The following is a 23487-nucleotide window of genomic DNA, read 5'->3' on the forward strand; positions in this document are numbered from 1 at the left end:
TGGCTACTAAGTATGATTAAAAAAGAGAAACTCGAAGTAGAATATAAATTATATAGGAGTATAAATTTCAATATGGATGATAGTAAATGGTACAAAAAACCAGAAATGATCGTTGCGTTTTCAGCACTATTCATTAGTGTTGTGACCACAATAGTTGGAATATATTCAGCATACGTTGATAGATCTTATGCAAGAGCTTCAGTTTGGCCAAGAATAGAGATCGCGAGAAGCTATAATGAGCAATCGTTTGAGCTTTGGGTTACAAACTCAGGCACAGGCCCAGCAATAATTAAACATGCAGAGGTAACATTTAAGGATAGCGTTATTCATCAATGGAAAGACTTAGGTAATATCCCAAATTTCATTCAGTCCCATTTAAGTAGCCGTATTTTACCTTCACAGCAAAAAATAAAACCTATAATGTTTAATTATAAAAAGAGAGCAGAAATTGATAGCATCTTGAGAATGGATGATTACCTTACAATAAATATCTGTTACTGCTCTATTTATAATGAGTGCTGGGAAACAGACAGAAACAATAGACTAACAGAGGTCGAGCGTTGTGAAATCAACGAAGAGGATAGGTTTTTACAATAAATATATTCAAAATGGCGGCGCTCAGAATCAATCCTGCTCTAAAAAGTTATTGGCGATCGCATCACGAAGCAACTTTTGATGCCGCTCAGCCCTTAACGCTAAGTACATCACCACCATACATGCCGCTAATACGCCATAGAGCAACATAAAGCAGGCACTGTATACACCAATAATATCCACAGCAAAACCGAATAGGATTGGCAGAGTACAGCCCCCCAAAGCGCCAATTGCAGCCACTATTCCTCCGACACTGCCCATATGATGTGGGTAGTGATCGTAGATAGTTTTATACACGCTTGCTCGTCCAAAACCTTGGGCGATACCAATCACAAAAATAAGCAAGGTAAACAGCCACACATTGACCTCAAACGAAACCTCAACGTTTTTCTCCACCCCATGGATAATCATAGTGGTTGGCGGATAACTCAAGAAGAACAGGCACACCATACAGATCCAAAATGCAGTCCAGTTAACCGCCTTGGCACCGTAAGTATCGGCAAACCATCCACCAACCGCCCTTATCATGCTGGAACTAGTCACAAAAAGTAGCGTTAACGCCATGGACTGGGTCAAAGACAGGCCATAGGCGGATACATAATAATGAGGTAACCAGAGGATCAACGCGAGGAAACTGCCAAACACAAAGTAGTAATAGAGACCAAATCGCCACACCTGCAGATCTTTCAAAGGTGCAAGGTGAAAAGCCAGATCATGGCTGTCTCTCTGCTTTCGGTAGTAGCGGTTAACCTCAGGAGCAAAAAGTCTAAAAAGAATCGCCATAAAGATCATGCCGATCCCATAGGCGTACCCAATCTGCTGCCAGCCAAAGGTATCGACAATAATGGGAACCAACACCAGTGTGATAGCAGCCCCCGCGTTTCCTGCGCCAAATACCCCTAGCGCAAACCCTTGGCGTTTAGTCTCAAACCAATCGGTCACATAACGGATCCCTATGGTAAATGAAACGCCAGTTAAGCCCAGCACAAAACCTATCCAGATATAGCCTGAATAAGTTTCAATTTGTGGCAGATAAAACAGGGGGGGCACCGCCAGCAACATCTGCCAGAAAAATAGGTTCCGACAGGAAAACTTCTCAGCAAGAAATCCTATGGGTACCCGAAAGATAGCCCCTGTAAAAATGGGCGCTGCCAATAGAAACCCGAATTCAGTTGCACTTAGCGCTAATCGCTCTTTAAGCTCGATGCCGATTATAGAGTACAAGGTCCAGACAGAGAAACAGGCAGCAAATGCCAGCGTAGCTAAAGTTAAGGCTAAATAAGCGCGGCGCTGTTGATTATCCATAAAGATCCTAAAATTGAATACTGTGTTTAATGCCTGATTGAAAAACACGCAACAATTACATAATAATTAACTTCACTTAAAAACCAACCAGATTTATTAACATAAGCAGGTTTTGATGTCCTACATCAATTTTTAGCAAACAAACCCAGGATAAAAAGTACCAACTGCGTATTGCTTTGATATTGTCCGAACGCCCTCTATTGAGCCCAAATACCAAGAGATTAGGTAGACTTACTAAGTTAAACACATAGAATGGATAGCTAATACCAATCAGTATAAGTTGACACGCTAACTCACCAAGATACTGATTCAATTTCCTTAGGAATATTCATGCTCTATCTTGTTCAATCGAATCGAATGGAAGCCCTTTCTGCTCAACTGGCGCAGGAGTTACAAACCCCCATTCCCGGTATGCCATTACTGATGCCGGAGCAGATATTGGTACAGAGCCCAGGGATGTCCACTTGGTTAAGGCTTGAGATCGCCAGCAAGAACAAGATAGCTGCCGCATTGGAGTTTCCTCTGCCTTCGAGCTTTATTTGGCAACTTTGCCACATTTTACTGCCCGATGTACCTAAGGAAAACGCCTTCACCAAACCTTCGATGACCTGGAAATTGATGGAGTTGCTACCCGAGCTGCTCGATATTGAAGAGTTTGCTCCCCTTAAAAACTATCTCAATCCCAACCTAAACTCAGTTTCTGAGCAGAGCTCTGATAATGAGCTAGATGAGAGGCCTGAAGAGCCACTCAAGCTGTTTCAGCTTTGCGGCCAGATAGCGGATATCTTCGATCAATACTTGGTATATCGCCCCGACTGGATAGCTGCTTGGGAGGCCAGCGAGCCCACATTACCACCAAAAGGTGAAAAACTCGCGCCAGCTCAAGCTTGGCAACCTATATTGTGGCGCGCGCTTATCAAGTTTAATAACGAGCGATTGAACAAGAGCCGCTACCACAGAGCCAACCTACACCAATCTCTGTTTGATGCCCTTGATGATCCCAACACCTCCCTTGAAGGCTTACCAAGACGCTTATTCGTATTTGGGATCTCCTCCATGGCGCCACAAACCTTAGATGTGCTCTATCATCTGGCCAAGCGCATCGATGTGATCATGTTGAATTTAAGTCCCTGTCAACACTACTGGGGCGATATTATCGATCCACGCCTGCGTGCTCGTATGGCGCTGGAGTACGCCAATAAACATAAACTCGAAGCCCAGTGGGAAGATAAACTTGAAGTGGGTAATCCCCTGCTTGCCAATAATGGCAAGATGGGACGTGAACTGCTGGATCTGATTTTAGAACTCCCCGAGGAGCACACCAACTTTAACTTCGAATGTTATCAAGACCCAGGGGTTAAAAACCTACTTCAAGGTGTACAGCGAGACATTCTTGAGCTTGAAACCAGAGGCAGAAGCTTAGGCCCTGATGCCTCACTGTATCTAACCCTCGATGGACGCCGTCCACTGACAATCGATGATGACTCGCTGACGTTAAGAAGCTGTCATAGTCCACTACGAGAGATTGAAACTCTGCACGATCATCTGCTGGAGATGCTCTCACGGGAACCTGTCGATCCCAATGATCCTTTGCTTGCCAAAGATATCGTTATCATGCTGCCAGATGTAGCAGCCTACGCCCCCTATATCGACGCTGTTTTCTCGGCCAAACAGGGCGCTCACTATATCCCCTACGCCATTGCCGACCGAGGTGCAGCGCAGGAATCACCGCTGATCAACAGCTTTCTTAATATCCTCGCCATCAACCAGAGCCGCTTCGCCCTCACTGACATCTTAGGGATTTTAGAGGTACCTGCAGTACTCAGGCGATTCGAGCTCGATGATGATGACTTGATGATGATACGCCAGTGGCTAGAGCAAGCTGGCGTGCGTTGGGGACGAGATGAAACCAGCAGAGCGGCACAGTCTCTGCCAGCATTCGATAAAAACTCCTGGGCATTTGGCATTAAACGTCTCATTTTAGGCTACGCATTTAGCGATGATGCGCCGCTCTATCACGACACCTTAACCGTTATGGGGATCGAGGGGCAGTCGGCTCAAGCATTAGGCAAGCTACTCAACTTCATCGAAGCCTTAGATGAATACCGTCTACAACTTGGCCAAACATGTGAAATTGAAGTGCGTATGGCCCAGCTCAATCAGCTACTGGATGATTTTTATGAGGTGGATGATGAAGAGCGCATGCAGCTACAAGCTATACGTGAAGCGATCAGCAAATTAAAAACTGAGCTGTCTGATGCAGGTCAAATCACGCCGCTAAACACGCAAGTACTGCAAAACTGGTTTAACAGCACCCTGAGTGAGTCTCGTGTCGGCCAACGATATCTGGCCGGTAGCGTTAACTTCTGCACCTTAATGCCGATGCGATCCATTCCTTTTAAGGTGGTGTGTTTAGTTGGCATGAACGATGGTATCTATCCTAGGGTTCAGCACCCAGTAGGCTTTGATCTGGTGGCGCAGTTTGGCCCACGCAAAGGCGACCGTTCACGCCGTTTAGATGACAGATACCTATTTTTAGAAGCGATACTCTCAGCCCGTGAGCAACTTTATATCAGCTATATTGGCCACAGTGAGCGCGATAACTCCGAGCGGATCCCCTCAATGCTGGTCTCTGAACTGGTTGAGTATTGCCAGCTCTGTTACCTGCCAGAGACATTCAACAAACTCGACTCGAGTGATGCTGAAACCGTTATCAAGGTGATCCCTGCTATTGAAAAGGCAGTTCACCAGCAGTTGTTAATTGAGCAGCCACTGCAACCTTTCGATGAGCGCCTTTATGTAAGTCCGGCCTCAGAGATTGACGGCGCAATTCAACTCAAACAGAGCTACTCGGCCCAGTGGTGCCCGACCAAAGCTGCAGGCCAATCAGCAGATGGTCTCGAACGTACTCCACGGTTTATTGATAATGGGGTTACTATCACCCAAGCTACAGAACTGGCCGACAGTCTAGATAGCCAGGAGCTAGAGATCTCGGCGCTTATCCGTTTTTTCAGAAATCCAGCCCAATACTTTTTCAATCGCACTCTTAAGGTCGACTTGGGGCTTAATATTCAAGCTGACGATAACGATGAGCCCTTTAATCTCAATGCCTTAGAGCGTTATAAGCTACAAGCTAATCTACTCGATAACGCGATTGAGCAAAAACTGGAAGCCCCAGACGAAACGCTATTACAGCGACTCAAAGCCGGTGGTGAGCTGCCACTCGCCCCCTTTGACGACCTACTTCTGGGCAATTATCTGCACGACATTAAGCCCTTAATTGGCCGCGCTCTATATCTGCAGGGAGAGAATCAAAAATCACTGGATATCGACCTTGCCTTTACTGCCCAAGATGGCCTCAATGAAGCCATCACACTGGTCGGACGCATTGACGACCTCTGTGCTAAGGGCTTAGTGAACTACCGACCCGGTACCGCCAACGGCCGTGATTTAATTCGCGTCTACCTAAGGCATTTGTGTATCTGCGCCATGGGAGAGAATAAACAGCATACCAGCTATCTACTGGATATCGGCCACTTCCATGCATTTCACGGCGTCACCCCAGAGCAAGCACGGGCGCAGCTAAGCCTTTGGTTAAGTCTGTTTCAATCAGGACAACTGCATCCATTAATGTTTATGCCCAGAACCGCCCTCGCCTACGTTGAAGCCGAAGGGGAACATGCAGATAAACTTATCGAGGCTCAAAGTCAGTGGATAGATGAGCAGAGTCAATTAGGTGAAGGGTTTGAGCCTCACTATCAGCGGCTCTTTAGTTTTCCTGAAGACTTTACAGAAGTACAATTTGGACTCACTGCCATGACGCTCCTCTCTCCCATGCTCAGCCTTTATCACAAAGACAGGCTGAGTGAACTCACTGCTTTTGTCGAAGGGGGAGCACAGTAATGACGAGTAATAATACAGTGAATCAGACAGGCTCTGTCCCGTTAAACACCCTCACCTTGCCCTTTGGTGGCAGTCGTTTGATTGAGGCCAGTGCTGGTACAGGCAAAACCTTCACCATCGCAGGGCTTTATGTGCGCCTTTTGCTCGGTCACGAGATCCCAACGCCACTGACCTGCGAGCAGATATTAGTGGTCACTTTTACCAATGCGGCAACGGGCGAGCTTAGGGATCGTATTCGCCGCAAGATACAGCTGGCCTACCGCTGCTTTATCGGTTTAGATACCGGTGATGAGTTGATTGAGTCTCTCTATCGACTCACTCCTGAATCTGAGCGCCCACTGGCACTAAAGCGACTCGACTTGGCGCTTAAATCTTTAGATGAAGCCTCTATCTTTACCATTCACGGTTTCTGTCAGCGGATCTTGGCCGACATGGCTTTTGAGTCCTCCCTGCTGTTTGAGTCAGAATTTACCTTAGATGACAGCGAGTTTTTGCACCATGCGGTGCGTGATTTCTGGCGTGAGCAGTGCTATCCGCTGCCTATCTATCTTGCTGAGATCATACAGAAGAAATTTAGCGACCCTGACGCCCTATCTAAGCAGCTCAGGCCGCTACTTGGCGCGAGTCAGGCCACAGCCCAGCCGACACCTCAGCCCTTTGAGAAACTGCAGCAGACCTTAACTCAAAGCTTAAGTCGTCTGAAACTTATCTGGCCACGTGAGCGTGAAAATATCGAAGCTTTACTCCATGCACTCCCATTAAATGGTGTTCGATTTGGTAAGAAGCCCGATGGTTACCCTAAACTTGCCGTTATGCTCGATGCCATGGACAACTGGTGCAAGTTCAGTGACAGTCTGCCACCTATGAAGGTGATGGAGTCTCTGTCACTGAGTGAGCTTAAGCTCAATAAGGGTGGTGAAATACCAACACCTGAGCAAGCCCCTGTGCTGGATCATATCGAGCGTTTATGCTCGCTTATTAACGACTTTATCCCAAGTTTTCTCTATTGTGCCAGAGAGGGGATCTCACGCCGATTTATCCAACAAAAATCTGAGCGTAACCTGTTAACCCCAGATGATCTACTGACTACCTTAGAGCAAGCACTGCGCCCCAATGAGCACGGCGAGTCCACCTTGGCTAACACAGCTCAATTGGCCGCAACCATTGCCAAACGTTTTCCAGTGGCACTGATTGATGAGTTTCAAGATACCGATCCACTGCAATTCGCAATCTTTAGCCGCATCTACCAGATGCAAGCTAACATTCCAGCAAAGGCAGGTGCAGGTAACTTAAGCCTGTTGATGATTGGCGATCCGAAACAGGCTATCTATGCTTTTAGGGGCGCGGATATTCACACTTATATTCAGGCCAGAACACAAACTCAAGATCACTATAATCTCGATACCAACTATCGCTCTAGCCGCAATATGATTGTGGGTGTTAACGCCCTGTTTGAGAATCGAGACGATCCCTTTATCAGCCAAGCGATCCCGTTTGAGCCTGTGCACCCCTCACCTTTTGCCGATAAAAAGGTGTTTATCGAAAGTGGAGGCGATGATTCAGCGCTCAAAATTAAACTGCTTAGTGAAGATCCTGAAAAGGGGTTGAATAAAACCACCGCCAGAAAACGCTTAGCGGAAGATGCCGCCGCTGAGATCTGCAGGCTGCTCACACAATCACAAGCTGGCGAATGCAGCATTAGCGGTCAACCACTAAAAGCCAAAGATATTGCCGTACTGGTGCGTGACAGAAATGAAGCAGCTGTGATTAAGCAGTCTTTGTCAGACAGGCAGATTGGCGCCGTATTTTTAAGTCGTGACAGCGTATTTAACACCTTAGAAGCCCGCGAAATGGCCTTGGTGCTTCACGCCCTTGCGACGCCAAAAGATGAGCGAGCACTGAGATCGGCTTTAGCCACTTCACTGCTTGGCTTTGATGCGCTATCGATCCACAGTTTTAACCAAGATGAGATGGTCAGACAGACCCTGCTTGAACAGTTTGATGAGCTACATAAGAACTGGTTAAGGCGTGGAGTCATGCCAGCACTGCTGAATCTGGCTAACGAAACTAAACTGATTGAGCGCCTACTTCAAGATGAAGATGGCGAACGACGGTTAACAGATTTCAGGCACTTGGCCGAGTTATTGCAACAAAAAGCCACAGAGCTTGATGGTATTAGCGCGCTGGTGAACTGGTATGAGCAAGCGCTCATCGAAAATAATGCCAATGAAGAAGCACAACTAAGACTCGAAAGTGAGCAGAACCTAGTTCAAATCGTCACCATACATAAGAGTAAGGGACTCGAGTATCCGGTCTGTTTTATCCCCTTTGTTAGCTTAGCCAGAGACAACCGTCGCAAGCCTGCGCCAATGCTTTACCATGAAAATAACAAGTTAGTGTGGGATATCGCGCAAAGTGATGAGGGCTGGGAGCGGCATAAACGTGAAAACTTAGCCGAAGATCTGCGCCTACTCTATGTCGCCATGACCCGACCTGTGTATCAATGTTATCTCTATGTGGCTAACCACAGTCGCTTTACCAAAAAAGCGGGGATCACCAGCCAGCTCCATGAAACTGGTATTGGTTACCTACTGGGCATTGAAGATAAAGCCTGCGAGTTTTCGCGTATTCAATCTCAGGCGCAAAAGCTGATGGAGCAAGCCATTAGCGTCATACAGATGGGCGATGACGCCTCAACTCAACCTCTGGATAATATTTCAGATATTGAGCTCAAATTAGCCCCTAAAGAGCTCAAACGAAAGCTATACACACCTTGGCGTGTGGGCAGTTACTCTGGGCTGGTGAAAGATCTGCCCCATGAACATATTGCCCCTGGCGCCGATGATGAAGCTTTTCCAGAGCTTGAAATCATTCAAGATGAGGTCGACCCAACTCCCTCTAGATTCACGTTTGAACGTGGCGCCAATGCTGGTAGCTTTATGCACTTAGTACTGGAATTGATTGATTTTCCCCAAGCTGAAACTGAATTGCCCATTCACCTGCCGATCGCCATGGAAAAGTATGGCATAGATGAGAGCTGGTATGAGGTACTAAACATTTGGTATCGAGATCTTCTAGCATCGCCATTGGTTGCAGATGGCTCGCTAAAACTGGCTCAATTAGCTCACGCGCAAAAGTTGGTGGAGATGGAGTTTTACCTGCCAATTAATCAACTGATCGCAGTTAAGCTTAATACTTTACTCGAAACCCATGGTTACAGCGCAGGTTTGAACTTTGAATCCCTAAAGGGGATGCTCAAAGGTTTTATCGATCTCACTTTCGAGCACCAAGGTCAGTTCTACATTGCCGATTACAAATCTAACCATTTGGGTGATGATGTTAGCCATTATGGCTTTGATGCCATGAAAGGGGCTATCCGTAGCCATAGATACGATCTGCAGTACATCATCTATACCTTAGCGCTGCATCGGTATCTGCGATTGAGAATGCCAAATTATAATTACGATCAACATATCGGCGGCAGTTTTTACCTTTTCCTGCGGGGTATGTCTACCGCAGCACCACTATCAGGTGTTTTCTATGACAAACCGCCTAGAGCACTTATCGAATCCCTCGATACACTGTTCGATATAGATCTAAATGAGCCTAAGGAGCAGATCATAGCAACAGCTCAATCAACCCAGACAGCACAGCCTTCACAGACAGATCAGATGGAGCTTAAGCTATGATCCAATCCACACAGCCCATTAAAGATCTGCTTAAAGTCTGGGAAGTTGAGCGTTTAATCACGCCACTAGACAGACACTTTGCACTGGAGCTCGCACTCGTTCACCAACAACAGCTTACCGCTCTAGATAAGTCGCATAGCAGTGATAACTCATGCACACAAAGCTTGTACAAAGAGGACTCCTACAGCGAACTCTTTTTACTGACCTGCGCCCTGCTCAGCAAACAACTATCACAACAACACACCTGTTTGCCCATCAAACAGATAGTGCTAGATAACCCTATGGTGGAGCAAGTCTCTAACTGTCAGATCACCTGTAGCCATGATGAGTTAACCTCGCTTTTAGCGCAGTTTGCTTGTATCGGCTTGGTCAGCCCAGAGTCACAGGTAGAACAAGTCGCGGCGGCTGCAACCCCGATAGTATTAGATTGCGGCGATCTCTACCTGCAACGCTATTATCAATTTGAGACCCAAGTCAGCGACACGCTCATTCAACTATCAAAAGAGCCAGGCTCTCAAGTTTCACCAGCCACAAAAGCAAGCTTAGACATCCTCTTTCCTGCACCTGATGATGTCACTGTATTTGACTGGCAAAAAATCGCTACCGCCACGGCATTTAGCAAAAAGCTGGCAGTTATCACCGGCGGCCCTGGAACAGGTAAAACCACAACCGTCACTAAACTGCTATTTTTGCTAACCCAAGAATCGCCAATGACCATTAGACTGGTCGCGCCAACAGGTAAAGCAGCCGCAAGGTTAAGTGAATCTATTAAGGCGTCCAAGCAGCGCTTGAAGCTGGAGCTGGCTCCCTACGCACACCAGATTAATCTCGATAGCTTAACTCGAGTCCCCGAAGAGGCCTCTACCCTACACAGATTGTTAGGGGTTATCCCCAATTCACACAAATTTCGCCACCATAAGGACAACCCGCTCAGGCTAGATCTGCTGGTTGTCGATGAGGCCTCTATGGTCGATCTGCCCATGATGCATAAGGTGTTATCGGCACTGCCAAGCCACGCCAGACTGATACTGCTTGGCGATCAAGACCAGCTTGCATCGGTCGAGGCTGGCGCCGTACTTGCTGATATCTGTGCGGGCTTAAAAGCCCGAAGTGATGCACAAAGCAAGTGGCAGATGCGCTATTCAGCAGGTTATGCACAAACACTGTCAACATTGACCAGCTTTGATCTCAGCCTCTTTACCAGTGAATCACCAAAAATTGGTGATAGTCTCTGCATGTTGATGCACAGCCACAGATTTAAAGGCGATGCAGGCATTGGCCAACTGGCCGCTGCGGTCAATAACTCCGATAAAGCAGGTATCATGCAGGTTTGGCAGAGGGGTTATGAGGAGCTACTCTGGATTGAGCATCAAAAGACACAGTCAGGCAACACAGGTTTAGATCAACTGCTCTCCCTCGCCGTGTCTCATTACAAACGCTACCTTGAACTGGCCAAAGATAATACTGCCACAGCCACCGATATCATCGACTCCTATAACGAGTTTCGCATTTTATGCGCCATGCGCGCTGGTGAATATGGCGTCGATGGCATCAACTTAAGTGTCACTAATGCACTAAAACAGGCAAAACTCATCACCACTGATGTCGAGTTTTACCAAGGCCGCCCAGTAATAATCCAAAGTAACGACTATAACTTAGGCCTGTTTAATGGTGATATTGGCTTGATACTACTAGATAATGAAAAGTCTGCGCAGAACGGATCGGTACCAAGGCTGATGGCCCACTTTATCCAAGCAGATGGTAGCATCTTAAAAGTCCTCCCAGCCCGTCTACCCAGCCACGATACCTGTTTTGCCATGACAGTACACAAGAGCCAAGGTAGTGAATTTGCCAACGTAGGCTTAGTCCTGCCATTGTGGCCCAGCCTTGCTCAAAAGCAGCTGTTAACCAAAGAACTCGTATACACAGCCATCACCCGAGCCAAGCAACACTTCACATGCCTAGGCTCACAAACCGTCTTCGAGCACGCCAGTCTGCAAGCCACACAGCGCTCATCAGGACTTGCTAGGCGTTTGTGGCTATAGAGATAGGGTATTAAGCAGATGACATCAAAAATGAATAGCAAGCCAAAGCTCTATTACATCTACGATCCTATGTGCAGCTGGTGTTGGGGCTATGCTCCAACCTGGCATAAACTAAAAAACGCGCTAGAGGAGTCAGGAATCACCGTCAAATATAAACTCGGCGGTTTAGCACCAGACAGTGACGAGCCTATGCCAGAAGAGATGCAGGTTTTTCTTGAACAGACTTGGCACAAAATCAGTGCTCAACTCGGCACAGTATTTAACTACGATTTTTGGCAACAGTGCCAGCCAAGACGTTCAACCTACCCCGCTTGTCGCGCTGCACTAATAGCCCGAGAGCACAACCTCGAACAAGCGATGCTTCAAGGTATTCAAACCGCCTATTATCTTGAAGCCAAGAACCCGTCAGATCTTGAAACCTTAACCGACATAGCGATTTCAATTGGTTTAGGCAGTACCGAATTTATTAAACAGATGCACAATGAGAAGCTCAATCAAAAGCTAATGAGTGAGATAGCCAGCACGCGCCAGCTTCCCATTCAAGGATTCCCCTCATTAGTGCTTGTGCATGATAACCAAGTTAGGCCAATACAAGTTGATTACCAGAACTGGCAAGCTAGTTATCAGGATATAATCAATGATGTGTAGTCATGTTCATTCTACAGTTTGGTATTTATTTTTTCATATACTTAGCCCTTGTTCGTTCGCTACGAATATTCTACCGTTGTTATAAATTGTCTAGAGGACTTATCACACCAGTATGATGCCCGCCAATAACATGAGTGTATATTTGGGTAGTCTTGACATCACTATGACCTAATAGTTCTTGAATAGTACGAATATCATGACCTTTAAGTAATAATGATGTAGCAAATGAATGACGAAAAGTGTGCGCAGTAACGCGCTTATTGGTATTACTCTTGGTAGTCGCTTTTCTCAATTCTCTTGAAAATGCAGTAGGATGAATATGATGTCGGCACGTATATTCATCGCTTGGATGTATACAGCGGCGACTCGCAGGGAAGATATACTGCCAGTGAAATTTAGCGGCACTGCTACGATACTTTTTGATAAGAGATATGGGCAAAGAAGCTAAACCAAAACCTTCAACAAGATCCCTATCATGTATCTTTTTAACATGTGACATTTGTAATGTTAACTCATCGACCAAGCCATTAGGTAGCATACAAACTCGATCTTTTTGCCCTTTTCCTTGGTAGACAAAGATAGACTTCGTGCTTAAATCAATATCTTTTATTCTGAGTCTTAATGCCTCTTTTAGCCTTAATCCCGCTCCAAATAGTATAGAACCGATTAGATGATGATAATTTGATAAGAAACTGATAATCAGTTTTGCTTCATCGCTAGAAAGTACCTGTGGTATCCGTTGCGGAGTTTTTGCATAGGGAAATTGCAGCTCTTTAGTCTCTATTTTCAATACGTGGCGACAAGCAAATATAATCGCGCACAAAGCTTGTTTCTGAGTGCTAGCCGACACTTTGCATTGTACAGCTAAAAAACACAGAAAATGTTCAATCAAAGCTGGCGTAATATCATCACCATGACGAATATTGCAATGTCTTATAAAGTATCGATTCCAATAAAGATAAGACTTTTCTGTTTGATAGCTATAATGACGTACCCTTATCTCAGCACGTATAGCCTCAATGTATGTTGCTTGCCCCATAGTAGCGCCCTCCCGAATACTGTATTTATATGGCTCTTCGTCGAAAGTGGTGGAAGACGTAACTTTTAATATAAACTCCTCAATACAATTCCACTTTTTACCACCGTCATGAGCGATACGCTTTTATACCAAAAGGTATTAGGTTTAGAAGTCCCTTGGTTAGTCTCTAATGTTCAACTTGATGAAGAACTTCAACGTATTACCGTTGTTGTGGACTATGTTCATAACGGTGATCTCGTTTGTCCTGTCTGCCAGCAAGCTGGCCGACATTATGATTCTCGTCCTCGAACTTGGCGTCATTTAGATACTTGTCAATTTGAAACCCTAATCCACTCAAAAGTGCCTCGAGTTCACTGCCCTGAACATGGCTATCAGACACTACAAGTCCCTTGGGCACATGAAAGTAGTCGGTACACTGAATTGCTAGAAATGAGGGTACTGAAGATGCTAGCAATGAGTACGTTAAATGCTGTGAGTAAATTCTTTAAACTCAGTTGGGGAGCCATTGACCGAATAATGGAACGAGCGGTCGCGAGAGGGCTCGCACATCGTACAACTTACTCAACTGAAGCATTGTTAATTGATGAAACAGCGATTAAAAAAGGGCGTGACTATGTCACTGTTCTATCCAACTCTCAAGGCCAAGTATTAGCCGTTGCAGATGGTCGTTCTAAGGCCAGTTTTAACGCTTGCTTTGAGCAATTACCTTCATACACGACTTCGCTAACCAAGACCATCTGTATGGACATGAGCCCTGCTTATATTTCAGCAGCAAAAGCAGCATTTCCTGACGCTGAAAAGCGGATTGCATTTGACCATTTCCATATTGCTAAATTACTGACTGAAGCTGTCAATGCCATACGAAGAGATGAAATATACAGGCTGTCTCCCTCAATGAGACAAGAGGCTCATCGCACACGTTTCTTTTGGCTTAAACGAAGGCACAACTTACCTGCCCATAGCCAAGAGAGACTTAATAAATTAGTGCCTTCATTAATGGATACAGCCCTTGCTTGGTACTTTAAAGAGCAAGCTCGTGACATTTGGTATAGCAACAGCGTTCGGGGCACTAAACAGAGATGGCTAGAATGGATAGCTTTAATTAAGGCAACTAATATCAAGCCTTTAATGTCCGTAGCTGAAACAGTTGAGTCTAAATTATGGGGCATACTTAATGCGATGCGTTTTGGTGTTTCAAATGGTCTAGCAGAAGCTATCAATAGTCAAATAAGGCTGCTGAGAGTAAAAGCCATGGGGTATAGAAATACAGAGCGATTTAAGCGAGCAATACTGTTCCACTTTGGGAAGTTGGATATGGAGTTCCACCATTAACAGCGAAGAGCCATTTATACAGTTATAACTGATATCGAGATAACTTGCCTAAAAAAGATGCACAAAATGGGGGGGTGACGCATCGATAACTCAAGTAAATATTTTTATTCTATTTAATATCAAAGTATTGAGAGAGTGCCAAAAGTGTTATGCGGACCTCATAAACACCCACGCATCTTTTTATCGGGTAATTTATGGTATGTTTTCTAACTTCTACTAAAAGTAATCCATTTACAACAGTGAGTTACCAGTGTTAAGTTAACAAAAAACAACCAAGCAGACTAGAACATTATCCTGCTGCTAATCAATAAGCTGTTACATGTCCTAAGGAATATCGTGGTTAGTCAAAAGGAAGTATGCGAAAAATTTAAGGCCGACTTTATACCTTGCTCTGATGTAGAGAAGCTTGGCCTTGCTATAGAGACAATAGGTAAACTTCCAATAAATGGTCTGCGTCATAAAGCGGAAAATGGAACATGTGGCTGGTATATTTGGTGCGGTGAAGAACTGAGCCAAGAAACTGATTTTTTTAAACCGCTGCACGTGAGCCATATAAAAGAATACTTACCTGAAATAGAGCAGTATTTAGCATTGCCCCCAGGGTATAGATTTTTAATCGCTGATGATTATGAGGATGTATGGCATGACTCATCGCTCACCAACATGTAACAAGTGCATGTTGCATCAGCCACTGCGTGGCTTGGACGGTTTTTCCGCTCGTGCCTCGCTACAAAACCGCCGCAAATACAGGCGTTAGTGTCCTTAAATGAAGAGTTTAGATTTCGCTTTTTTGTGCTCATTTATAAGAGCTAAGCATTACGCACCAGAGGAAAACCCATATCGTTTGGCGTTAAAGCAGTTAAATTTTCCTTTGGCATTTTTTCTTTGTTTCGTTACATGGCTTACTTTGATGCAGCTAGGACTTATGGACAAAGTAAATAGTTATTGGCCACAAAAGTATGTAGAACCAAGTAAATTCAACTTTTTTTCACCTGTTACATTCATTCTTATCCCTTTATGGTATGGGGTTTATAGATTTACAAAGACGTATTTTTTAAGGGAATCTAAACAAAAAGAAATTAGAGCGTATTTCAAAGTGAAAAGTATTGAACAGGTTCCAAAATTTATTAACGTGTTTTGGTTTCTATATTTGTTTTCATCACCTGTTGTGATCTTTTCTAAAGATCCAATTATTATTGGGAGTGTTTTTGCTATTGTGGCATTAATGGAAATATTTGTTCGGTATAATTACGGAACCTCAGAACACTAACAAATCAATAATGGAAAGGACGCAAAACGCATGGCTTGCGCTCCTTCGTCGCTAAGTTTAGCCATGCATTTATGCGCCCCATATTGAGGCGTTAGGTGTCCCTGAGTTCAGACATCAAATTTAGAGGTAGTAGAAATTGAAGGAAGAAAATATTCCTAACTGGTGGAAGCAAGCAATAGCTATTGAGTATTTACCTTGTAGAGATTATTTAAAAGGTGATCGCTTATCACAATTTGACTTTAGCTTGGTAACGAAAGAACAGCTTGAGGAAGCGATTAACAAATACAAGATTGTTTCTTATGGTACGGTTATACATAATGTTGACCCTAGAACTTTTCAGCAGAAGAGAATGCTAGGGTTACTAGGTGGTGTAACCAAGCCTATTGTTGAGGGGGATTCTGCAGCAATAATTCCAAACGGTATTGTTTCAAAAATTCATTTTCCCAACCTTGTAAATCCTATTGACGTTTGTGATCCACTTGAAACATTTAACTCACATATACAAGTTTTAGACGAGGGAATACTATATCAATGGGAAATAGCTAGGTTTGAAGGTGTCAAAGATAGGCACTATGGTCGCTGGGTTTCTGACTATGTTGATCTATCTGCATTCGATGAAGACCACGATGAATTTCAAGAGCTATGTTTTCTCAAACAGCAAACAAAAAACAATCCCGAAGAATATGTTGAAAGAGCTAGGTGCTACATAGAAAAAATTCAGTCTTTAAGGTTGGGCGTATTTAAGCAATTACTAGAGATACATAATGAGTTTAAAATGTCTGATCGTACCAGTAAAAAGAAGGTAGTAGATTATCCGCCACCATTGCTTTCCCACTTTGAGACAATGAAAATTGAAGATGGTGAGATATCAACAAAAGCTTCTATGGCACCGATATTCTATCGCTCCGCTCTTAAGCACAGATTGCAAGCTAAGAAGCTTCAAAGCCCTAATGAAAAATATTCGATACATATTTTGGATGAAATACATCAAGAGAGAGCAGAGGCTATTATTATGGCAGCAGCTTGTCTTGAAGCAGTAGTAAATGAAGTCGGAGATACTAAACACAAAGAAATATGGAGTGGCGTTGAAAAGTTATCTCTCAATGAAAAATACAAGACAGTTTTTTATTTGAGCGGAAAACCCGATGACTTCGACATATCAAAATCTCCATTTCAATTCCTAAACAAGTTGATATCTGTAAGGAATGAAATGATCCATTTCAAACCAGGATATAAGAGAGTAAAAGTCTTAAATGGTAAATCAACTTCAAGACTAGATACGCTGTTAGATATAGAGTTAATTGATAAATTACCCATGATTTTATGTGACTCAATTAATGCGTTATATAAAGTGGCTGATTCACCATTGCCAGAGTGGCTATCAGATAAACCAGGTTGGAAATTGAGCGAAGACACCTAACAAGTAAATCCAGGTGACGCCTACGGCGCACCTGATTTAGGCGTTAGCTGTTCAATGTGGCAGTGTACTATTTTATAAACAACGGAAGTAAACATGGATTTTTTGGAGTTAACAGCACAACAGAAATACAAGCTTAGAGGCTTATTAATGATGGCGATAACAGCCACACTACAATGGTCAAATTTTGGTTTGTTTTATCTTCTAAATTATTTAACGCCATATAAACCTGCTCTGACACTTGGATTAACAGTTAGTATACTTTTCTCCCTTTATGCTCTTTTTCAAACTGCTAGTAAGGCTGAAGCTCTTTCAAAGTACAAATATGATACGAATCAAGCTATTATGCTTTCCTGCTTGATCATATTTAATATGCTTCTCATTTATGCTTTTTATTATAGTTTTTACTCTATTAAAGCCCCAGATGGACTGCCAACTCAGGATTTCAAGGATTGCCTTTATTTCAGTATTGTTACTTTTACTACACTAGGCTACGGTGACTTTTTACCTAGCCCTGAAGTGCGCTTAGTAGCTGCTACGCAATCAGTTGTAGGGTACTTATGCTTAGGTATGATTACTTCAATGTTTTTTCTCATTGTTAGGCGAGGACAGCAGCAGTTCGAGCAATCAATCGAGAAGCAAATAAACGAACAAAAAGCCATAAAGCAATCTAAAACAAAGAAGAAACGCGGTAAAAACAAGTAATTGTAAATCCACAGCTAACAAAACGTTTAAGAGTGATTCCAAACGCGTGCCGGTTTCGCTTCGCTCACCATTATGGCACACGGTTGTCACACCTTAACATGGCGTTGGCATCAGTACGAGGTTCACTCTAGGATATGGTTATTCTCTCGAAATCTAAGAAGCGATAGTATGATAGGCGAAGTCCAATAATCATGGAGAACTCATGATGAATATAGTTAAAGTAGACGACAGTAATGCTCATGTTTACGCCAATCTTTACCAAGGCTATGGAGCAGAGTTTTCTAGAATTATTGATGATAAGCCAAATGAAAATGGTTTGTTTGAGATCTATCCTCAGTTAACAGGTTCTGTAACTGGTTACTTGCTTTATATAGACGGCACTCCTGCTGCACTAACGGCGATAGATGAGAAATCTCCAAAGGCGTATGAAATTTGCGATTTTTATGTATTACCCTGTTTTCGTAAAAACAAAGTAGGGAAGCGTTTTATTTCAAGTTTGTTTGAGCGACTTGGAGGCTCATGGGAAATTAAGCAAGTGGCAGGGGCGGAACATGCCATCAGTTTTTGGCGAGACGTTGTAGGTGATTATACCTCAGGGCACTATGTTGAAGATGTATATGAAGACCATAAGTGGGGTACAGTAACAAGGCAGTGCTTCTCACACTAAAAAATGCCTAACATCTGTTTAAGAGTGATTCGCAACGCTTGGCATTTTTGCTATGTGTTGCATTTTGTGTTTAAGGTGGTTTGTGGGAGCTTCTGTATTGCGTTGCTCACACCTTAACAGGGCGTTGAGGCTGTAGAATTATTCATTTTATAGAGCTATTGCTAGATTCAAGTAACTAGTTCTCTGCTGCTTGCTTTTTGTGCTTGAACACCCCTTCTTGCTGTGATCTAATAGATATTATTCCACATTTGGTAAATTTATTATGGCCAACTATAAGCCAGATTTATCCTGCCAAAGTAAATTCATCCCTATCAACTTTTCAGCGCAAATCCTTCCAGGAACATTTGAATATGCACTAAGTTACATTGTCGAAAATAAACTCGACCTAACCCCATTTGATGCGTGGTATTGATATTATTAAGACACCCATTTTAATTCTAACGATATTATTAAGACACCCATTTTAATTCTAACAAGAAATCAATCCTCTTTTGCTTAGCTAGAATAAAACTCTCTTTATTCCCTTAAGCCAAAAGCTTCACTGAGTGCTCAGAGAAATTGATTAAAAAGAGGGAATATAGGTCAAATTACTGAAGAGTAGGCAACAAGAACATCAAGCTGATAACCTGATTGGTAAAGCGTACTATTTTATCTAAAACAAGTGAGATATGTTGTAGTAGCTAACTGCTGTCTAGCCACCGATGACAATTTGCAGCGCCTTGCCTGCGCTTTTTCTCTTGATGTTCACAAAAGACATCTAACTCTTGAAGTGTTCCAACTGCTCCTTTAAATAAATCGCCAAAGTCAGTCGTGAGTTTCAACCAGTTCTCTTGAGGAATATTGAGTCTATCGAGTATCCGCTGTGAAGCTTGGCTAATGGCACCACGTTTATCCTCTCTAATAATACGCCCTGTATCATCAACGAGTTGTAGGTAATCTTTAGCGCTGAACATGAGTCCTTTTGGCATCTCCTTGCGCTCATTACCCACAAATGGCAGTAACGATGTTGGCTGCTCGCCATCTAATGCCGCTTCTATACGTCGCTGTATACTGGTGAAGTTTGAGCGTTCTGGAGTTGTCGCCATCTTAGCTCTGATGGGGTTAAGGTCAACATAGGCCATGCAAGCCAATATGGCCGCATCATCAAGCAGAGCTTGAGATTTAAATCGTCCCTCCCAAAACCGCCCCGTGCACTTGTCTTCTTTGTTCGCCATACGTGCAATTGGCTCATTTAAGCATCTCATAAACCAAGAAATATCGCATAACCGACTTCGATATTGCGCGATAGAGTGCTTTAAACTATTAACTTCAAAGCTTTCTATCACTTCACCTTTAGCAAACTTTTGAGTGATATCAGTGCCTTTAAACAAGTTATGCCAATGTTCAACCACCTCTCTATCACTCCAAGCGTTAGCTTCATAGATATCGACTCTCAACACCAAGTGTAAGTGATTGGACATTACCGCATAGGCCGCTATATCAATAGCAAAGACCGCTGCTAATTTCAGTAACTGAGATTCAACCCAATCACGTCTGTGGTCATAGTTCTTACCAGTAAGCGCATCATCGCCAAATAGAAATGCCCTTCTCGTGACACGACTACAGCAATGATACATAGGTGTATCTTCTAAACTAATTTGACTTCTTCTTGGACGGGGCATAACCACCTCTCATTTCAGCTCATAAGTAAAGTTTAGTAAGAGGTATCAAAATGTGCTATTAATTGTGGGTGGCTCTATAAATCTGCCGATAAGTAAAGTTTAGTAAGAGGTATCAAAATGTGCTATTAATTGTGGGTGGCTCTATAAATCTGCCGGCTCTATAAATCTGCCGCTCTATAAATCTGCCTACGCCTCATATGATGTTCTTGTTCATCAGCTCGCAAATTTGCTAGCGGCTTCCTCCAGACCAATACTCGCGGATAAGCCCTTGCCATTCGCTAGTAGTTAACGTTTAATAACAGTATATTATTTAAACGGTGACCTTCCTACAGAGGACTTTCACCTCATTAGTTCATGCCCATGCTGGGCGTACACAAGTTGCTCAAGAAAGGACGCAAAAAGCTTGGCTTGCGCTCATTTTTCGCTAATTATAGCCAAGCGTTTTGCGCCTCTTAGCAAGGCGTTGAGGCTGTAGAATAACTAAATTAGTCAAAACGACTAATTTTTTGAGCTCCTGTATCGCGCTGTAGACCGTTAACTCTATATAGGTAATGCATTTGTTACCCCTATTTTGTTGGGTAATTCATAAAAAACGAGTAATTCTACAGTCTCGTTAGGTAACCAAGGAAGGAAATATTGTGGATAGTTTTAAATTTAGCCCTAAAAGCAAAAAAGTTTTGATGCTACTAGTTATATTAGCTCTTACTCCATTTGCACCTGAATTACTCTTGTTTATGGATGTTGCTGGTGTAGAAGTAGCCTTTACATGCCTCCTCATTATGATTAAGCCCATGAAACTTTGGATTGAGTGCCAGATAGTTAAAATTAAAGAGTTCAGCCGTATGATGATCCTTGCTGTAAAGCAGCACCCAGTAAGTGATGCACGAGTGTTTGCAGGTCATTATTTTGCATTTTCTTTAACATTCGTAATAACAAGCTCACTATTTGTGTCAAGTTCAATATGGTTGCCGATTTTAGTCATGGGTAGGTATATAGCGTAAGGATACCTAACACGCTGCTAAATCCAGATTCACCAAGGCAGTCACGCCATATGCTGAGCAAATCGCTTGCCAGGACAGGTCACTCATTAGCGGGGTGTAATGTGTTCCCCTTTAAAGTAAGTTAATGGATTTGGGTCATGGAAGAGCAATACGAATGTGAAAACTGCGGTCGCTTTGAAGTATCTTGGGTATTGCCACTAACCAAGCGAAATATACTTCTAATGTTTATTCATTTAATGTCTTTTATTCTTTCATTAGTTTTATTTTTAACTGCACCAATATCGTGGCTTATTTTTATTTTTTGGTTAACTTTTTCATTCTTCTTCCGTAAGTTATACAAAGCAGGAAAAAGATGCTTTGCTTGTGGGCACCTAAACACATAACAAGGCAAATAAAGCGGGACTGCTTACTGCTTGCTCGGTTCCTCTTTGTTTAGCATTTTAGTAAACATTTATGAGCCTATTTATTAATGACGTTAGAGATACAAGGTCAGCATGCATAAAACGATCACACTATCAGAGTACGTAAAAAAGCGTAATGGTGTCGCTCTTGGTGCATCAGGTTCAATGACAAATATGCTCAAACGTTCGCTAGGTGCAAGTTCGTTTTATCTGTTTTGGCAGCATTGGAACCCAATATGGGGTTATTATCTTTCTCGCAAGGTAATGAAGCCATTAAGCCAACTATTTCCTATCTGGCTAGCAATTATCATGACTTTTGCAGTCAGTGGCGCATTGCACGATTTGGCGATAACTCTAGTAAAGTGGAAGTTAACCACCTTCTTTACCCCCTGGTTTTCCTTAATGGGCTTTATCGTTTTGGCAACAAAGAGGCTTGGTATTTCATACCGTGAACATCACTGGTTAATTCGGGCATCAATAAACAGTTCACTCATCGCAATATGCTTAGTGATAACTCGCCAGTATGCCTAAAAAATTGATTTTTGTCTCCATCGGTCCCCTACTCTATTTAGCACTAAGGCCAATTGGTGTAAGCCCGCAAAATAACGCTAAAACCTAATAGGTTTTAATTTGCTCAGGCTCATTCGTTAGCAAGTGTAGACGGCTTGCACAAAAAAGAAGTGCAATGGAAAAAGCCGCGATTAGAAAAGTGAGCGTCCACTGTTGATGTAAAAATAGGGAGGCTCCACCTGTGCCAATGATATGTCCAGTGGTATGGGCTCGCGTTAAGTATCCACTGAGTTTGGCTTGTTTTACTGTGTTCTCTTCACTTGCTAACAAACGAGCGGTGTACCATGCGGGTAAACCTGAAATCGCAAATATAAGCCCGAGTAATGATAACCCTAACCCCCACCAAAACTCGCCAAACACTAAAAGTGTGGTACTGCCGCACATCAATGCAAACAGTAATATCGGGAGAAATAGTTCAGGACGCCGTTGACTTAGAAGTGGAATAACTCGCACTTGATAAAGGATAAGAAGAACGCTTGTCGCCAACATTAAAGAGGCATACATATCAGAGCCTTGCTCTCCACGATACCCCTTCAAGTTTAAGAACTCCAACGCATAAAACTGAAACACAGCTACGATTGCCGTAGTCATGATGGCAGAGGCATAAATGAAATATTGACGATCTCTAATAGTCACTAACTCTTGTTCAGTGCCTAAGGGAGTTTGAACAAACTCAATGTCAAAACGGCTGAATAATACCGGTAGGATCATCACCACTGGGAGCAGCAGTAAATATTCAAAGGAAACTGGAAGAAATAAAAGACTCGGGCCAATTAATCGCCCCAAAGTTAAGGCACTGCTTAAACGAGATAATGCTGCAGATGTCGCATCATTGTTTGCAGCCAACAGCATTTGTGCCATAGGAAGAAATGCACAGCTAAATGCACCGACCAAAATTCGACAAACACCTATTTGCCAGATATGTGGGCTTTCACTGTAAAAAGTGGCAACAAATAACAAGTTAGCACTAATAAAACCTAAAGCTGCTATATGTAATGTACGAGTAACGCCCAACTTTTTTGCAACACTTCCCCAACGACTCGCCCCAAACCAATAGCTCACTAGATTCAAATTAACCGCAAGAACTAATACACCTAAAGATGGTGAATTTGGAGTCTGCTCACTCCATGTCATTAAGGTCGGAATAGCTGCAACGACCAGCGTTTGGTTAATACCCAGAGATATCAATGCCAAGAACAAGGCATACTTCATGGTAAACCGCACCTTTTAAATAAGAATG

At 43.3% G+C, this 23487-nt stretch carries 17 protein-coding genes and 1 pseudogene; 14 read left to right on the forward strand and 4 right to left on the reverse strand.

What is annotated here, in order from left to right; genetic code table 11:
• The first annotated feature begins 12 nt into the window (after positions 1-12).
• On the forward strand, positions 13-597 hold the full coding sequence (locus SWOO_RS13605) for a hypothetical protein (protein WP_012325256.1): 585 nt from the start codon (positions 13-15) through the stop codon (positions 595-597).
• Positions 598-624: 27 nt separating this feature from the next.
• Here SWOO_RS13605 and SWOO_RS13610 read toward each other — a convergent pair whose 3' ends face one another.
• Entirely contained in the window at positions 625-1899 is a 1275-nt protein-coding gene (locus tag SWOO_RS13610; RefSeq protein ID WP_012325257.1) for an MFS transporter, read from the reverse strand.
• A gap of 330 nt (positions 1900-2229) precedes the next feature.
• On the opposite strand from SWOO_RS13610, the gene recC reads away from it, so the two are divergent.
• Genes recC through SWOO_RS13630 form a run of 4 tightly spaced genes read left to right on the forward strand, consistent with a single transcriptional unit; the run spans position 2230 to position 12184 of the window.
• Positions 2230-5802 (forward strand): exodeoxyribonuclease V subunit gamma, encoded by a 3573-nt coding sequence (gene recC / locus SWOO_RS13615; protein ID WP_012325258.1) that lies wholly within the window; start codon positions 2230-2232, stop codon positions 5800-5802.
• Entirely contained in the window at positions 5802-9491 is a 3690-nt protein-coding gene (gene recB / locus SWOO_RS13620) for an exodeoxyribonuclease V subunit beta (RefSeq protein WP_012325259.1), read from the forward strand. Before recC ends, recB begins: the two co-directional genes overlap by 1 nt.
• Positions 9488-11536 (forward strand): exodeoxyribonuclease V subunit alpha, encoded by a 2049-nt coding sequence (gene recD / locus SWOO_RS13625; RefSeq protein ID WP_012325260.1) that lies wholly within the window; start codon positions 9488-9490, stop codon positions 11534-11536. The genes recB and recD overlap by 4 nt, the downstream gene beginning before the upstream one ends.
• An 18-nt stretch (positions 11537-11554) precedes the next feature.
• Entirely contained in the window at positions 11555-12184 is a 630-nt protein-coding gene (locus SWOO_RS13630) for a DsbA family protein (protein WP_012325261.1), read from the forward strand.
• Between the two features lie 79 nt (positions 12185-12263).
• Here the strand turns inward: SWOO_RS13630 and SWOO_RS13635 are convergent, their stop codons facing one another.
• Complete coding sequence (locus tag SWOO_RS13635) at positions 12264-13223, reverse strand: integron integrase (RefSeq protein WP_012325262.1); 960 nt, start codon at positions 13221-13223, stop codon at positions 12264-12266.
• A 108-nt stretch (positions 13224-13331) separates the two neighbouring features.
• Between SWOO_RS13635 and SWOO_RS13640 the strand changes: the two genes are divergently transcribed.
• The 7 genes and pseudogenes from SWOO_RS13640 to SWOO_RS26565 form a co-directional block, all read left to right on the forward strand.
• The gene (locus SWOO_RS13640) at positions 13332-14555 is read left to right on the forward strand and encodes an ISL3-like element ISShwo4 family transposase (protein ID WP_012325263.1); all 1224 of its coding nucleotides are present in this window, start codon (positions 13332-13334) and stop codon (positions 14553-14555) included.
• A gap of 336 nt (positions 14556-14891) precedes the next feature.
• On the forward strand, positions 14892-15224 hold the full coding sequence (locus SWOO_RS13645) for an immunity protein Imm33 domain-containing protein (protein ID WP_012325264.1): 333 nt from the start codon (positions 14892-14894) through the stop codon (positions 15222-15224).
• 97 nt (positions 15225-15321) lie between these two features.
• Positions 15322-15825, forward strand: coding sequence for a hypothetical protein (locus SWOO_RS13650; RefSeq protein ID WP_012325265.1), 504 nt, complete (start codon positions 15322-15324; stop codon positions 15823-15825).
• Between the two features lie 136 nt (positions 15826-15961).
• Positions 15962-17245: a hypothetical protein gene (locus tag SWOO_RS13655; protein ID WP_012325266.1), complete on the forward strand. Its 1284-nt coding sequence runs from the start codon at positions 15962-15964 to the stop codon at positions 17243-17245.
• 93 nt (positions 17246-17338) lie between these two features.
• Positions 17339-17947, forward strand: a complete 609-nt coding sequence (locus tag SWOO_RS25545) for an ion channel (protein ID WP_012325267.1) — start codon at positions 17339-17341, stop codon at positions 17945-17947.
• Between the two features lie 202 nt (positions 17948-18149).
• Positions 18150-18614 (forward strand): GNAT family N-acetyltransferase, encoded by a 465-nt coding sequence (locus SWOO_RS13665; RefSeq protein WP_012325268.1) that lies wholly within the window; start codon positions 18150-18152, stop codon positions 18612-18614.
• Between the two features lie 262 nt (positions 18615-18876).
• Positions 18877-19023: pseudogene (locus SWOO_RS26565) on the forward strand (transposase); the annotation flags it as partial.
• Positions 19024-19294: 271 nt separating this feature from the next.
• Here the strand turns inward: SWOO_RS26565 and SWOO_RS13675 are convergent.
• On the reverse strand, positions 19295-20275 hold the full coding sequence (locus SWOO_RS13675; RefSeq protein ID WP_012325269.1) for a transposase: 981 nt from the start codon (positions 20273-20275) through the stop codon (positions 19295-19297).
• A 638-nt stretch (positions 20276-20913) separates the two neighbouring features.
• On the opposite strand from SWOO_RS13675, the gene SWOO_RS13680 reads away from it, so the two are divergent.
• Together SWOO_RS13680 and SWOO_RS13685 are read left to right on the forward strand one after the other, a co-directional pair.
• A complete protein-coding gene (locus SWOO_RS13680; protein WP_012325270.1) occupies positions 20914-21276 on the forward strand; it encodes a hypothetical protein in 363 nt (120 codons plus the stop codon).
• Between the two features lie 494 nt (positions 21277-21770).
• Positions 21771-22208, forward strand: coding sequence for an acyltransferase (locus SWOO_RS13685; RefSeq protein ID WP_012325272.1), 438 nt, complete (start codon positions 21771-21773; stop codon positions 22206-22208).
• An 84-nt stretch (positions 22209-22292) separates the two neighbouring features.
• Here SWOO_RS13685 and SWOO_RS13690 read toward each other — a convergent pair whose 3' ends face one another.
• Entirely contained in the window at positions 22293-23459 is a 1167-nt protein-coding gene (locus tag SWOO_RS13690) for an MFS transporter (protein ID WP_012325273.1), read from the reverse strand.
• Positions 23460-23487: the final 28 nt, after the last annotated feature.

The organism is Shewanella woodyi ATCC 51908 (assembly GCF_000019525.1).
In the GTDB taxonomy this organism is placed as follows: domain Bacteria; phylum Pseudomonadota; class Gammaproteobacteria; order Enterobacterales; family Shewanellaceae; genus Shewanella; species Shewanella woodyi.